The sequence below is a fragment of the Serratia sp. DD3 genome, from assembly GCF_000496755.2.
Genome location: NZ_AYKS02000084.1, coordinates 123,129 through 138,332 on the forward strand (window position 1 = coordinate 123,129; position 15,204 = coordinate 138,332).

The window sequence follows — 15,204 nt, forward strand, 5'->3', positions numbered from 1 at the left end:
TGAGCGCAAATCACAATACTAATTTAATGATGAGTCTATACTTTATCATGCTCTAATAATTATGATTTATAGTCGAGTTAAATGATTCTTCTTGTACTCCGTGGAGTATAGAAAAGTAGTCTCAGTTTATTTTCACTGACGATAACGGTTAATTATCTCAAACATCTTTTCAGTCCTAGCTTCATAGGTATAATGTTTAGCTAATTCTTGTATTTTACTTAATGATGGTGCTTTCCCATCTAATATGTTTTCTATTGCCTGTATAAAACCCTCGTTCGAAGTCGTAATCATTATATATTCAGAAAACTCTCTTATCGACACAAGATCAACACTCACAATATTCCTGCCTGCTGCAAGATATTCGAAAAATTTCATCGGAAACATCGAAGCAGTATATTCGTTTATATTATTGGGAAGTAATGCAACATCGAATGCTTTCAAATAATTTGGCAATTCTTGATATGGACGAGGGCCGATAATCTTGATGTTATCTAATTCTTTTAAGCGAGAAACATCTGTAGAGGGGTCTCCCTCTCCGACATCGCCAATCATAACTAACGTCCATTCGGGGTGGGATTTAGCTATTGCGACTAATAGATCAAAATTGACCTTATAACTACTGATTGCTCCAATAAACCCGAGGATTGGAGTTTTATATTTTCGCATATCATCAGGAATTGCCAAGTTTTCATCTAAAGCCTGACTGAAATGATTATAATCGGCAACATTAGAGAAATAATGAACATTGTTGCTCCATTTCTTTCGCGATTCAAACAATGTGGGTGATGTTACAAATACAATATCAACCCCCTTTGTCAATGCTTCTTCTGCAGACTCAAGTATGCTAACTGGCATTCCTGGTTGAGCTTTTATTTCATCAACGCAATGATAGACTGTGTACGAAAACTTATCTATATTCAGAAAATTGCTTGTCAGAGGATTGTATGTCCATAGCATGGTTTCTTTAAAAGCGAGTTTTTTGCACCAAAAAGATAACAAACAACTTAACAAAAATTTATTTAACTTCCTTATAATGGCATATTTATTGAATGGTATTGATATTGGTGACCAAACCCATATGTTCTCCCTCACCTTTCTTGGTGGCTTACTGGCCTTAACCAGTCGAGACATGATTCTTTTTATATCTTTTTTGTTTACGCTAGGTCTGCGTAACCCCAACGATTCTATATATAAGACCCGATGTCCTCTTTTGGCGAGTGTAAGTGCAACATGTTGTTTATTGGTCCAAAAAGGGTTATCCCAGTCAGCTGTGGACAATACTACAATATCCTTTTTTATTTCTAAATCCATACCGATTACCCTTCTGCCATGTCTAATATATGCTTATTTTTTATGGGAAAAAGTGAGTATTCTACGCCTTGTTCCGGGAAGAGCCAAACACCATAGAAAAAAGTAAAGACTAAAAATCATGGTGTTGAATAAAATATTTAATATTAATATTCCACTTTCTATTTTAAGGAATGGACATAGATGCATAATAACCACATAAATAACCAACCCCATACAAACCTTGATAAATGGTAGGGCTAATCCACGATGAATACCCAACACATAAGAACTTAGCACTAATAGACAGATACCATAAAGCGAACTCCCTAGCCCTATACCAAAAGCACCTAAATATTTATAACTGAGTAGATTAAAACCAGCATTAATCACTAATGAAATACTCATTATAAATAACACTTGTTTATTTCTTAAATGTGCGTTCAACGCTTTAAGAAAAATATAACCTATCACTTGAGCCCATAAACCAAGGCACATACCTTGAATAAATTTAGTGGTGGTGATAACAGAGTTTATGTTAAATTCACCGCGATAAAAAAGCAGAGAGATTATATCGTTAGCATAATAAAAAATAAAAAAAGAAATAGCCCCCCCCAAAAAAACCAACAGGCCATATATCTCTAGCAATCTAACTTTGACTGACTCAATTTGCTCAACAGCCCATGTTGACAATCCTGCAAATGCAACCGGGATAGCTAGAAAAAAAACAACTGTATCTGTTATAAATCGGGCATAATCTAATGCAGATACTGCATCAATACTTACCAATGAAGACAGTGCACGCTCTAGAACAATATTGCCTTGCAAGATAATTGGCAATATTAATAGAGGCCGTAGTACTTTCCAGAAGTTAAACAGTATCTTTTTTACTTCTACCCATAAAAATTTTTCAGGGAATGCAACTATTCTTCTTATCCCACTCCTTGTTAATAGCCATCCACAAAAGAATATATAGCTACCGGTAAAACCCCAAGCCAAGAGTGTATAGTTATCTAAATAGAATGCACCGCCAACGCCTAGAAGCATTCCAATATTTTGTATTGAGCTCCTTATTGCCATCGGCCTAAAATCATCATGGGCCATGGAGATATAATTTAATAGCATTGAACATAAATAAAATGGACAACAAATCGCCATTATTTTTAGCAGCGAAATTGATAAATTCCGGGCATCCTGATTTATGCCAGGAGCTAAGACACTCACCCAAAATTCTGAGAAATAGTAAAGAAATAAAAACAAAAACACAGAGAGCGTAAAGAAGAAAAAAAACATGCACCACTTAAATGTGTCTGCTTTGTTTTTATCCTCGAGAAAATATCTTTTATATAATGGTATAAAAGCTGAATTTAAGCTATCGCTGGTCAAAAAAGTGATAGGAACCAGAGTTCCAGCTTGTGCTATCCGATAAGCACCGCTAACCTCCCCAGTACCAAAATATTTTGCCATTAGAACTTCACGAATCAAACCAAGTATTTTAGACAAAACATTACCACTGAATAACTGAGCAATATTTTTTTTCATATATTGTGACTTATCTTTTCTTTATCGAATAGTTTTATGTATTGGTTTATAGAATACTCCAAGGTGTTTTCATAAGGAATATATGCTCGCCGGCTTAATAATTGACCTTTTTTTAATAACTCAACAACAGCCGACGCGGCTTCCCCATAGTTAGCTGAGTGAACTTTACGCACATTCTCATTACATTCAAAAGGTAAATGGTCGGAAATTACTATAGGTAAACCAGCGCTCATTGCCTCAAGTATATTAAGTGGCAAGCCCTCAATCCGTTTTGTCAAGAAGATAAACACATCAGCGCATGCCATTAGCTCCGCTAACTCACTTTTGGTTTTAGCACCGAGAAAAATGACTCGCTCGGAAAGTCCCTCTTTTTTAACCAAGCTTTCCAGACTATTTCTTTCACGACCTTCTCCACACACTAAATAATATGAATTGCCATGCATTTTTAATATTTCTTTAAAAGCGTAAATATTATTGTCAACGCCTTTTTCCTCATGTAATCTCGATATTGATAATAACACCAATGAATCATGGGGGATTTTGTGCTCTTCACGCAATGTATCACGCAGCATAATACTATCGTTGAATACTATATTATCTATTCCATTTTCTATTTTTTTTATCTTTTTAAGATCAATTATCAATTTTGTCGGCATACTCCTCATACTTTCTTCTACAGCACTGCCGATAGCAACAATAGCATCAAATTTATTATAATAAAGTGCATCATTGAAGAAACCAATTACATTTTTTAATGATGACAAGCATGGCTTGATTGCTAAACGTTTCCACTTTGAGCAAAATTCTGCCCATGAAGTCCCATGAGCTTGCATAATAAAGGTACTATTGGGGAATTGCTTCTTAAATTTTAACGTGCGAAATCCAGCTGCACTGATGCTAACTACAGCTTTAACGTCAATTGGATTAAAGGTCTGAATAATCCGCTCAGTTTCTTCCCACCATCTGTGAGAATATTTACCAGACGAGACATCACTGGGTATAATCAACTCTATCCCATTGGGTATTGATTGGGTATTTCTGCTACTAAATGGTGTTGTAACCACCTTGACATCATAGCCTTTTTTAACCAAAACATTAGCCATATCCCAGGCAACAACTTCCATCCCGCCTACATGATGAAAGGGGAGTGAACGTGAAAAAATTATCACCTGTTCAGCCATTAATTAGCCCTTTATATATCGCTTCTAATTTTGTCGTTTGTATTTTTAAGTTGAAATTCTCAACGATGTGCGTCCTTGCGTTACCCCCCATAATACGCCTTAACTTACTATCATTTATTAGATGCAGAATTTTCTCTGATAATGAATTTACATCAAACTCGTCAACCAGATAGCCATTTTTTTCATCAATAACAACTTCAGGTATACCGCCATGCCGAGTTCCGATAATGGGCAGCCCAGTAGCCGCGGCTTCCAACAAAACCATACCAAGTCCTTCAGAGTCACCAGATTTTGCTTTAACACTTGGTAATACTAGCATACTGGATTTTCTCATCCACTTCATAACTTCGGAATGTGGTTGACCTCCAGCAAATATAATATGCTCACTTAAACCGAGAGATGAAACCTGTCCACTTAACTGAGAATAGAGGGGGCCCTCTCCTATTATTACCAATTTATGCCCGTCAAGCTTTTTAACAATTTTATGTAATGCTGAAATAAGCGTTGACGTTCCCTTCTTTTCCACCAATCTAGCAACGTGCAGGATAATTCGTTCCTCTTCACCGTACTCCCTGGGTTGATACTTATCAACATCAACTCCTATATAATGTCTAATAAGTTTATTTTCATCAACCCCATTGCGAACTGCTGTATTAGCTATAAAATCAGATACACAGATAAACTTATCCGCATTTAGTTTAAGTTTATTCCAGAAAAAATAATAATTAATCCAAGCTGGTGACTTTGAAAGCAAAAACCGCTCTCTTGAAGTTGTAATATCAAACCCATGTAACGTGGTTACCAACGGTACTTTTATTTTCTTGGCAACTTCTAACGCATACACAGAATCAATTGCAAAATGCGCATGAATTAAATTAACCTCACTGCCTTTAAGCAATTTTTCATAGGCATAGGGGTCCCTAGTTAGTGCATTCCACACTTCACTTGCCCTTATGCTTTTTTCCTTATTTTGAGCGAAAATCTTATAGTTACTTATATTCAAATTATTATCAAATGCCTTACGACCCAAATAAAAAATATTATATTTTTTGATCGCTTCAGATTGACTGGTAATAAATGTTTCTGACTTTTTAAATAGCTGATTTCTAAAAATAGCAACTGTGTCCATCAAATCCTCACACCTGGTGTATACCCATTATTTCTTGAATTACTTAGGCATTGGCCAGTCCTGCTCATCAAATAGTTACTTAATACTCAGATATATTCTCAGGCTTACCATCCATAAGTAAGCAGAATTATACCCCCCACTGGCTACATGTTAAGCACTTTATAATCTACCAGTATCCAGCTTTATTTATAAATTTTTTAAAATAGTCAAAGTGATTATCTTTAGAGCAAACCATACGTTCCAATTTTTTATGTGTAAGAGATCATATTCAACTCTTTTTCCATTTTATCGAGTGTATCTGTTTCACCACGCCAACCATTTGCTTGCGCCCATCCAGTTATTCCTGGCTTCATTTTATGACGAAGCATATTCCCTTTAATCATCTTCCTGTACTGCTCATTATGAGCCACTGTATGTGGTCTAGGTCCAACGATTGAGAAATATACTCGTCAGACTTCAAGCTGCTTGGGTGTTGGCTGCATCCGCTCGCACCAGTCACATAGTTATCTATGCTCCTGCGACTCCCGGCCAGCCCTGGCCTGGCCTGGCCGCCTACAAGCAACTCGAATTATTTAGTGTATAGCAAATGAAAAATCAATATCCTCAATATGTTTTAAAGGCATATTGAGCCCTGTCATTGAAAAATCGAATCTTGAATTATTTTGGGCATAGAACCTATCGCACTAGGTCCTTAATATCAGGACTTATAACTATAATCATAATGGTCATAGCCATAGCTATAATAGTTGGTGGCTTTCCTAATAACCCCATTTAAAATCACCCCTTTGATTTCGACGCCATTCTGTTCAAAACGTCTAATACTGACTTCAACTTCTTTTGGGGTATTTATTTCAAAGCGCGCCACCAGTAATGCAGCACCGGCAAGTTTACCTATAATCGCCGCATCAGTAACAGCGAGAATCGGCGGAGTATCCACCAACACCAGGTCATAATTTCCTGATGCCTCATTGATTATTTCCGAAAAATGTTTATGCATCAATAATTCAGACGGATTCGGTGGTATTGTCCCACGGGCGATAAAATCCAGCCCGGGCTGGGTGGTCTGTTGAATAACAGAAGCAATGCTAACTTTGCCGGAGAGTAGATCAGAAAGCCCCTTCCCTCCCTCCAGACCAAGCAGTTGGTGTACGTATCCCTTACGCATATCGCCGTCGATAAACAACACTTTCAGGCCTGCCTGGGCGACCACTGCAGCCAAGTTGGCACTAACAAATGTTTTACCGATGCCAGGACTAGCACCAGAGATCATTATTATATTATTTTTGGCTTCAATCATCGCGAAGTGCAGGCTGGTACGCAGGCTGCGAATTGCTTCAATCGCCAAATCTGTCGGATTATGTAACGACAACAGTGAGTTAGAGTCAGTATTTGCTTTTTTACCTTTGGCCCTATTTTTAGATTGAAACTCGATATCTTTCTTTTGTTGCCACTCTGACAGCGGAATACTGGCGTAGACATTAATCCCTAAATCTTCCAACTGCTCTGGGTTTTCAATGCCGCGATGTAAGAATGAACGCAATAATACATAACCGATGGATAACATGGCTCCCAGCACCATACTGAGTAAAATCACAATCAGCCTTTTAGGTTGTATCGGCTTTATTTGTGTCACCGCCTGATCGATAATGCGCACATTACCTATGGTGCTGGCCTTGGAAATACTCAGCTCTTGTTCTTTATTCAACAACTGCATATACACTTGCTGCCCTGACTGCACATCACGACTTAAGCGTAATATCTCCTGCTGCGTTTTTGGCATCGCATTAACGCGCTTATTGAATTTGTCACGCTCTGTTTCCAGGATTTTACGTTTTTCTAGCAACGCTCGGTAGGAAGGGTGTTCCTTGGTGTAAAGCTTGGAGATCTCAGCTTCTTTAAAGGTTAACTCATTAAGTTGAGTATCCACTGCTACAATCGAGTCCAAAACGGATTTTGCTTCCAACGAAAGATCCACCGAATCTTTCTGTTGCCGGTATTGATTGAGCTTACTTTCTGCAGCATCCAGTTCACTGCGCACTTTCGGTAATTGAATCTTTAAAAAATCCAGACTCTTCTCATCTTCTGCCGATTTTCTTGCTACGTTCTGTGCCAGATAGTTGTTGCTGATAGTATTCAGGATATTTTTTATCAATACTGGATCGGCTCCGGTCAAACCTAACCCCAGCACTCCAGTATTTTTACCTTTATCCGCAACCTCATAATTGTCGAGTAATTTAGTGATCGCGTCCAATTCATTGATTTTAGTGATTTTAAATTCAGTGCCTGGAGCAGCCTGAATATCACTAATCAATATGGAGAATCCGTCTTTTTCCAGCAAATTACCAACCTTACCATTGGCATAATGCTCACCATCTCTTGAAATGATGTAACTATTATCCGTACCGACCCTGAGAGTAACAACCGGTTCATCACTCCAGGAAGAAGGTAACGCAAACTTCGAAATCACTAGGTTGCCAGGCACCTGTTTGGTTAGACGGGCGAAACCCTTACCAAAAATTGGGAAATATTGCTGTTCAACGATGGTAGTGAGCGCCAAATCCTCGATTGTTTTACCTAAAATCATTCTTGATTTAAGTAATTCGATTTGTGGTGCTGAATCGGGCTGACTATCGGGTAACACCTGGCTAATGTTGTTAAGTAAAGAGTTACCACTATTTTGTTCCACCTGAATCAATGCATCAGCACGGTAAATCGGGGTGGCAAACAAAGAGTATAAGATCCCCAAGATCAAGAATGCTGTCGTAACCGCCATAATTAGCCAACGGCTATCAATTAACTCCCCGATCAAACGCCCTAGATCAATCTCATCTGACCTGTCATTACTGGAATTATTGACTTTGTATTTTTCTGACATTAGTAATCCTGACTGATTAACGGCTTAATGCTTGCACCCATTTTTGGGCAGAATCATTGAGTAGATGGTAGACAAACTCAAAGGCTTCACGACTCTTGCGGTAAGGATCACTAATTTCACTTTGCGCCAACCAGTGACCAAAAAGCATGGTTTTGCCCCTTACCTCCGGTGCTAACCGGCACACAGCCTCTATATGTTTCTTTTCCATCACAAGGATCAGATCATACTGCCGGCACATGGCTGCGGTTAACTGTTTACCCTGATGCCCAATAAGAGATAGCCCATGCTGATTTGCCACCTCGATTGCACTGGCATCCGCCGGTTTACCCACCAAGGCGCTGAGCCCGGCAGAGTCAATTTTCTTATCAGGCAGTGCCCGCTGCAACAGGCGCTCCCCAGTTGGGGAGCGGCATATATTGCCAATACAGACAACGAGTATCGAGCTAAACATCATAAAATCCTAAGGCCAGTTTCTTATACGTAAGATACCTTCAGTAAGTTCATTAAACCCTGAAATTGTAGGTACTAGCTGGCTAACTACACGGTTCCAACGCGTAACAGGCGCGGTGGTAACATACACAATATCATAAGGCTCTAATTGGAACTCGGTTCCCATCACTAATGCCGTTGCGTCAGAGGCATTTAGCTGATAGATGCTGGCCAGCTTGCTTCCCTCGCTGCCACGTAGAGGGCGAATCACAAATATTCCCGTTGCATCAGCGACTAACTGGTCTATACCGTCTGCATTTCCTAGGGCTTCAGTTAACGTCATACCGCTGCGGTCCATTTTCAAGGTCGCTTGTTTTTTAACTTCACCCATCACGAACACTTTTAGATCGTCGTTACGCGGAATGTAGAGAATATCACCTGGGTAAAGCAGGCGGTTTTGCTTCAAGTCGCCTTTTTGCAATAACGCCTGCAAAGAAATACGCTGCTCTTTGCCATCGTGTGTGAGCACCACGTTACGCCAGTCTGCATTTTCAGCAAGGCCGCCGGCATTATTAATAGCATCCATAACGGTTAGCGGCACGTTAGTGATTGGCTGCTGGCCAGATTTGGCAACCTCACCAGTTATATAGGCTTTTTGTGAACGGAAAGCTGCAATACTCACGTCCACCTGCGGGCTTTCGATATACTGCGCCAAACGGTCAGCAATATCATTACGTACCTGGCTTGCCGTTTTGCCAACGACGGACACTTTGCCAATATACGGATAAAAGATGGTGCCATCGGCATTAACCCAGTTACCGGTGTCACTGGCGCTGCGGTATTGGCCTGCAGGGGTGGTCAGCTCAGGGTGGTCCCAAACCGTAACCATCAGCACATCACCCACCCCAATGCGGTATTCATACTTCTGCAAGGCCAGTTCAAGTTCGGGGTTGTTCTGTGCTACTACCGGTTTTGGTCGCAATTTTTCAACCAGGCCCGGCGTCATAGGGTAGATATTCACCAGTCGGTTAAGGTTAAAATCGCTGTCGTCTTGGCGGATAACGTTTTTGCCGCTGGTGGAAAGGTTGGTTCCAGGAACGATAGTACAACCGCTGATCGCAGCGAACGATACCAGTAGTGGTATCAGTTTCCATTGTTTCTTTGCCATCGAGTTTTATCACTTCCAATGTAGTCAATCTTTAACGCTAAGCAACTGGCCGACCATGGTCGCCTAGTAACATGCTTAACAAATTTTATTTTGGGGTAGGTATGCCGTTATCTCCACACCTTTATATTCGTTATATTTCAAGTCGCCTGGGTGTTGGCTGTATACGCTCGCACCTGTTACATAGTGGACCTTGCTTCTGCTGGCTCTCAGCCTCAGCGCCTAGATGCAACTCAAATTATTTTGAATATAAACACACTCATAGAGCAAACGTTAAGACTGAGCATGCAAATATACTATTGTCAAAGTCGAAATGTATTGCCGCTTGCACTATGGCTGTAATCATATGCGGGTTATTTTGGTACGTCAAAGGGCCGCAGATCATTTTGCGCAGGACCATAACTATAAAGATTATTTATTTTGATTGCAGCAAAAATTGCTAAAGAGCTCGGCCCATTTACGGAAGGCTTTGCCCCAGGTTGGCTGCCATAAACCATCGGTCACAGAGGCACGCAATTTGATACGTCTTCTTCCGGCACCGGCTCCACCATAATCTTGCTGAAACCAGTCCACACAAAACGCTGGATCATCCTGGTCAGGTTTTCTTTACTCAGCTCGGCAGTCGTGTCGTACAGCAATACATCCTGCAGCAACACAATAAAAGGGTGATCGCCAACCATCAGTTTGGCACATAGCATCGAATGACCAAGTCCTTTAGCTTGCCCCTGCCGCACTCATATTTTTAATCAATAGATTACCACTGTGTTAAAGCACTTCAGGCACGCTACCGCCCTTGGCTTTCAGCTACCAATGCACTGTACACAATGTTTGAACCGGAAGTATTATGGCAATCACCACTAATGCAGATTAACCAGGGGTCCGTTCGGGATTTTACGAAAGACAAGTCGCAAAAGCTGTAATAAACCCGCATTTTATTGCTAAAAAGAGAACCCCAAATAATATTATACTATCATTCTAGTAAAACAAGCCTTAAATAGGCATTAAATGCTTTTTCAGAATAATACTAATAGCGAATTTTGGAGCCAAGCATCACGGCCGGCTGCTACAGACATATATGTTTGGCGGCGAGCATAACCATATCCATTTGATGGTGGCGTTCCACCCGAAGGTTTCGGTCTCCAATCTGGTTGGCAAGCTAAAAGGGAAGTCCTCATACATGCTGCGCCGAGAGTTCTGGGAGCGGATCAAGACGATGCTATGGGGCAACCATTTTTGGTCGCCCAGTTATTGCGTGGTGTCGTGCTGAGGCGCTACGTTGGAAGTGATAAAGCAGTATATCGAGGAGCAAAACGCCCCGCCGAGCGAACAGGCCGTGCAGCGGTCTAAGGCCTTGACCAAAACCAATTTACCTCCAGCTTGACCCAACCCTAAAGGAGCAGGATTGCGCGGGCGTTTCGTTCAATGGCGTCAACTACTGTGCTCACCTCAATAATAGTGGTCTTGTCTGCTGACCCGCTATGTTTGATAATACTCTCCCTCAGGTTAGGTAAAAAACTTACTGCACTGGCACCAATAGCTCAGTCGCCACTACCACCACAATCAGACCCACAATTACCGGTACTGAAGTGCGTTTTACCACTTCGAATGGGGATATTTTCGCCATCCCGGAAACCGCTACTACCACACCAGAAACCGGTGAAATTGTGCGCCCCAAGTTAGAAGCTTGCAGCATCGGGATCACCAAATAAGCCGGGTTGACGCCCATCTGTGTTGCCAGTTTTGGAATCAACTCCACAAAGGCATAGAACGGCGCATTACCGGAACCGGTCATCATGGCTGCTAGCATGGTAATCACCACCAATACCAACATCATAATGATGCCGCCGGTGCCAAACGACTGTGCAGTGTTAATCAGGGCACTGATAAAGCCCACGGTGCTTAGCCCTTGCGCGAAAACCCCAGCCGCAACCAACAACATCACCACGCTGGTAAAGGCATCTGCCATGCCACGGTAAGCCACTTCCAGCCCGGTAAACACCGTTTTGCCATTGAAGGTGCGGATAAATTCAATCACCGCCGCCAGGAACATGCAGATCACCAGTATGGTAATAATATGCAGTGAAGGCCCCCATTTACCGTCAAACACCAACACCCCAATGATCGGCGTAAACGGCAAAATGGCGTAAAAACTAGGCGCATGGGTGGTGATTTCACTCACGTCCATGATGTGGTGCTCTTCATTACTTCTCTTATCCAGATAACGTTGCCAAAAGAAATGAGCAATCGCCATGCAGATAATGGCCGCAATGGAAATGGGCAGTGTGGTTTTAAATGCGAAATCCACCAACGGCATTTCCGCCGCTTTGGCCGCCAGTACCACGTCACCCGAAGTCGGGGAAAGGATAATTGCCGCTGGTGAGGCGCAGATGGCTGCTGCCGCGCCACGGCTGATGCCCACATTCACCATCAGTGGGAACAGGGTCGCCATTAACAGCACCCCCAACCCGGTGGCTGAAGACACCGCTAATGACATCAGGCAAGCCACAAAATAAGCAGCAATCATCAGTAAATAGGGGGAGTTGATCATCTGCAATGGGCGTGACGCCAGCTTGACCACCACATCATTGGCACCAATGTGTGACATATAGGCAGCAAAACCGCATAGCATCATAATCATCATGCCGAGGTCGCCACCGCGACTCATCAGCAGGATTTTAACGTATTCAAAGACATCGGTAACTCGCCAGCCAGTTGACGTGGCGCTGGCAGGTAATACGCTTTTGCCCATAATGGCGCTCACTGCCAACAGCAGTAATCCGCCAACCAGCAATACCCCTGTCGCTGAGTACCCTTTGATAATATATCGGCCTACGCCCACGGCCACCAGAGCACCGATTAGAAGTTCGATCATAATTCCTCTGCTTATTATTTATTTAAGTTCAATGCTTTTCTGCCCAATAACGCCATACCTTGCCGAAAGTCTGCATAAGATATTATGACATCAATCAAGGTCGCACGCGGCGTCATCAGGAAAAAATTAAAATTTATGGCAGGAGTAACAGTTTCAGCTTAGGCAAAGTTGTGCCCATGCAAGTTGCAGTCTGTCTGCAACTTGCATGGCGATAAGTCTAAATAACAACGATTACAGCTTATCCAACAGCTTGTTCACATCACGGCCTGTCTGATTGGATTTATTTTTTTCCGTCCATTTATTCAGTGCCTCTTTGGCACGATCCTGCAACGTTTTACGCAGCAGTTGATCGAGCTGTATCTGGTAATTGAGCTGTTGCCACGGGCCATAAACACGTAGTGGGATAGGTGTTTTAATCAGTTGGGCGATCAGGGCGTTATTACCTTGCCACCCCTCTTTTACCAACACATTCATCATGATGTCACACTGCCGACCGGCTATATCCAGCCGGCCCTCCCCAGTCAAGCTGAGCAATGGCGATTCTGCGCTCAGCGTACTGAGTGTCAGTGTTCCTTTACTCAAACTGCCTTTGGCCGTCATCTGTTTGATTTCGGTATGCCGTTGGTAGTTGTCTTGCCCACGTACACTGTTGTCATTACGTGCTACTGCTTGCTGGATCAACTGCTGAATATTAAATTGTTTCAGTTGGGCATTCTGCAAACTCAACTCTGCGGTGCCTTGCCAGTTATGCTCGAAAGAAGCAGCGTTTAATTGGTCTCCACTTAAATTACCTTGCATGCTGAATGCGCCAGTTAATGCCAAAGGCATATCAAACGCTTTAAGCAAATCACCTAACTCAATTTGCCGCAATACCGGCTGGACTTTGATCAATGGCCGGTTTGTTCGAGCATCTAACGAACCTGGCAGGGCAAAATCCCCCGCCGCCAACTTGCCAGACAGCACGTTTACTGTCAGTAACCCCTGCTGATTGTTGGCGTCCGCCACCAATTGAGTGATGTTCATTCCACGGTAAGTAACCTGATCCACCTGCAGGTTAATTTGTGCCTTGAAATTGCGTAATGCCCGCAGACTCTGTTGCGGCCCATCTATCTGATTGGCGATAACTGGTGCGGCGGCCACCGCTTGTTGCGGCGCCGTGTTATCAGAAACCGCAGTCCGCCAACCGGAAAGTGCATCCATATTCAGTTGCGCCGCGCTGAGGTTTAATTTATAGGCTGGTATCGGCCCAAACTGAGCACTGGCATCACCAGTCAGTTGGCTATCATTGGCGCTGAGCAACAATTGGCTAAGCACCCACTGCTGTGTAGGCTGGTGATAAACCGCTTGTACGCTACCCTGCCCCTGGATCCCTGCAGTGGGAATATCTGCCCCCTCCAACTGGTAGTTGAACTGGCTAACCTTGGCAGTAATCTGCTGGGGGTACTGCAACAAATCAATATCTGCAGCCAAGGTAAAGGCCAAATCACGCTGGTCACGATTCACCCGGCTGGAAAGATCCATTTTTGCCTGATGCTGCCCAGTGCGTTGCAAGTTTAAATTAATGTCACGAACATTAATCTGCTCATTGTTGACTCGCTGCCAAATCAGCAAGCTATCGACAATCTGCAGATTATCAATTTCAAACTTCCACAGTGATTCACTGATTTCATCCAATTGATTTGCACCGGGGGCAACTGGCGCATTGGGCTGGTTCTGCTTTTCACTATCAGCGGTCAACCGGAACACTGCATTTTTAAGCATCACCTGTTTGATATCAAGCTGATGAGAAAGAAGCGGTAGCAAGCGGACATCCAGGCGCATATTGTCAGCACTGACCAGCGGTAGCGCAGCACCGGGCGCGGTCACCGTCATCCGCCCGGCAAGAATGCTTAATTGCGGCCAAACATGCCAACGCAGGTCACCTTCCAGCGTCAAATGGTAGCCACTGCGCTGCTCAACCTGCTTGACCATATAGGCACGAAAATCGTTCGGATTCACCAACAGCACCAATGCAGCCATCCCAGCTATCAGTACTACCAGCAAAATGGCCAATGTTGTTAGCAATCTTCTCATACCAACCTCTTGTCTATACTAATCTGGCTTACTTTCTGCATTTCTGCACTGTTAGTCCTTATCAATACGGCTGGCCACTGCCCCTTGCTGATCTTTATATTTCGCATCCTGGCGACGATTATAGGGGCGTGCTGCAGGCCCGGAAAGCGGCTCAAAACTCAGTGCACCAATCAGCATACCTGGGCGCAATGCTAACGGCAGCTTACCTGAATTATAGAACTCCAGCACAATTCGGCCCTGCCAGCCGGGATCAATTCGGTGTGCCGTTACGTGCACCATCAAACCCAGGCGTGCCAAAGAAGAACGGCCATCAAGCCAACCCACCAGATCGTCTGGCAGTGTCACCGACTCCAGCGTCACGGCCAAGGCCAGTTCACCGGGGTGCAGAAAAAAGGCTTCTCCCTCCGGCAGGACAATCTCATCGCTCATGACGCGATCAAGTGCCTCGCTAACTTCATCTTTTGGCCCGCTAAGATCGATAAATGCCGCGGTATGGCCACGAAATACACGAAACTGGTTGCCCAAACGGACATCTACAGTGGCCCCATTAATACGCTCCATAGGTGGGCGTGGGGAAATTACCAATTTGCCATTGTCCAACCAGGCTTCTATATCGCGGTCGCAGAGTCTCATTATTTTATCTCCATTCCA

At 43.1% G+C, this 15,204-nt stretch carries 11 protein-coding genes and 2 pseudogenes; 1 reads left to right on the forward strand and 12 read right to left on the reverse strand.

Going from position 1 to position 15,204, the window contains the following annotated elements:
* Positions 1 to 132: 132 nt before the first annotated feature.
* The 9 genes and pseudogenes from IO95_RS16580 to IO95_RS16615 all read right to left on the reverse strand — a co-directional run.
* Positions 133 to 1,311 carry a glycosyltransferase gene (locus IO95_RS16580; protein WP_037386179.1) on the reverse strand — a complete coding sequence of 393 codons (1,179 nt, stop codon included), beginning with the start codon at positions 1,309 to 1,311 and terminating at the stop codon, positions 133 to 135.
* Between the two features lie 33 nt (positions 1,312 to 1,344).
* The gene (murJ, locus tag IO95_RS16585; protein ID WP_051791273.1) at positions 1,345 to 2,829 is read right to left on the reverse strand and encodes a murein biosynthesis integral membrane protein MurJ; all 1,485 of its coding nucleotides are present in this window, start codon (positions 2,827 to 2,829) and stop codon (positions 1,345 to 1,347) included.
* Positions 2,826 to 4,010 carry a glycosyltransferase family 4 protein gene (locus IO95_RS16590; protein WP_037386183.1) on the reverse strand — a complete coding sequence of 395 codons (1,185 nt, stop codon included), beginning with the start codon at positions 4,008 to 4,010 and terminating at the stop codon, positions 2,826 to 2,828. Before IO95_RS16590 ends, murJ begins: the two co-directional genes overlap by 4 nt.
* Positions 4,003 to 5,139: a glycosyltransferase gene (locus IO95_RS16595; protein WP_037386185.1), complete on the reverse strand. Its 1,137-nt coding sequence runs from the start codon at positions 5,137 to 5,139 to the stop codon at positions 4,003 to 4,005. The genes IO95_RS16590 and IO95_RS16595 overlap by 8 nt, the downstream gene beginning before the upstream one ends.
* A 166-nt stretch (positions 5,140 to 5,305) precedes the next feature.
* Positions 5,306 to 5,576 (reverse strand): annotated as a pseudogene (locus tag IO95_RS24275) (sugar transferase); the annotation flags it as partial.
* A gap of 260 nt (positions 5,577 to 5,836) precedes the next feature.
* The gene (wzc, locus tag IO95_RS16600) at positions 5,837 to 8,014 is read right to left on the reverse strand and encodes a tyrosine-protein kinase Wzc (protein ID WP_037386187.1); all 2,178 of its coding nucleotides are present in this window, start codon (positions 8,012 to 8,014) and stop codon (positions 5,837 to 5,839) included.
* Positions 8,015 to 8,030: 16 nt separating this feature from the next.
* Entirely contained in the window at positions 8,031 to 8,465 is a 435-nt protein-coding gene (locus IO95_RS16605) for a protein-tyrosine-phosphatase (RefSeq protein WP_023491722.1), read from the reverse strand.
* A 9-nt stretch (positions 8,466 to 8,474) separates the two neighbouring features.
* Positions 8,475 to 9,611, reverse strand: coding sequence for a polysaccharide export protein (locus tag IO95_RS16610; RefSeq protein WP_023491721.1), 1,137 nt, complete (start codon positions 9,609 to 9,611; stop codon positions 8,475 to 8,477).
* 515 nt (positions 9,612 to 10,126) lie between these two features.
* A pseudogene (locus tag IO95_RS16615) lies at positions 10,127 to 10,342 on the reverse strand (UTP--glucose-1-phosphate uridylyltransferase); the annotation flags it as partial.
* A 341-nt stretch (positions 10,343 to 10,683) separates the two neighbouring features.
* Between IO95_RS16615 and tnpA the strand changes: the two are divergent.
* A complete protein-coding gene (tnpA, locus tag IO95_RS26525; protein ID WP_072011691.1) occupies positions 10,684 to 10,875 on the forward strand; it encodes an IS200/IS605 family transposase in 192 nt (63 codons plus the stop codon).
* A gap of 249 nt (positions 10,876 to 11,124) precedes the next feature.
* On the opposite strand, the gene dcuC is transcribed toward tnpA, so the two are convergent.
* The 3 genes from dcuC to dcd form a co-directional block, all read right to left on the reverse strand.
* Complete coding sequence (dcuC, locus tag IO95_RS16620) at positions 11,125 to 12,480, reverse strand: anaerobic C4-dicarboxylate transporter DcuC (RefSeq protein ID WP_023490071.1); 1,356 nt, start codon at positions 12,478 to 12,480, stop codon at positions 11,125 to 11,127.
* A gap of 231 nt (positions 12,481 to 12,711) precedes the next feature.
* The gene (gene asmA, locus IO95_RS16625; protein WP_023490070.1) at positions 12,712 to 14,553 is read right to left on the reverse strand and encodes an outer membrane assembly protein AsmA; all 1,842 of its coding nucleotides are present in this window, start codon (positions 14,551 to 14,553) and stop codon (positions 12,712 to 12,714) included.
* Between the two features lie 51 nt (positions 14,554 to 14,604).
* The gene (gene dcd / locus IO95_RS16630; protein ID WP_023490069.1) at positions 14,605 to 15,186 is read right to left on the reverse strand and encodes a dCTP deaminase; all 582 of its coding nucleotides are present in this window, start codon (positions 15,184 to 15,186) and stop codon (positions 14,605 to 14,607) included.
* Between the last annotated feature and the right edge of the window lie 18 nt (positions 15,187 to 15,204).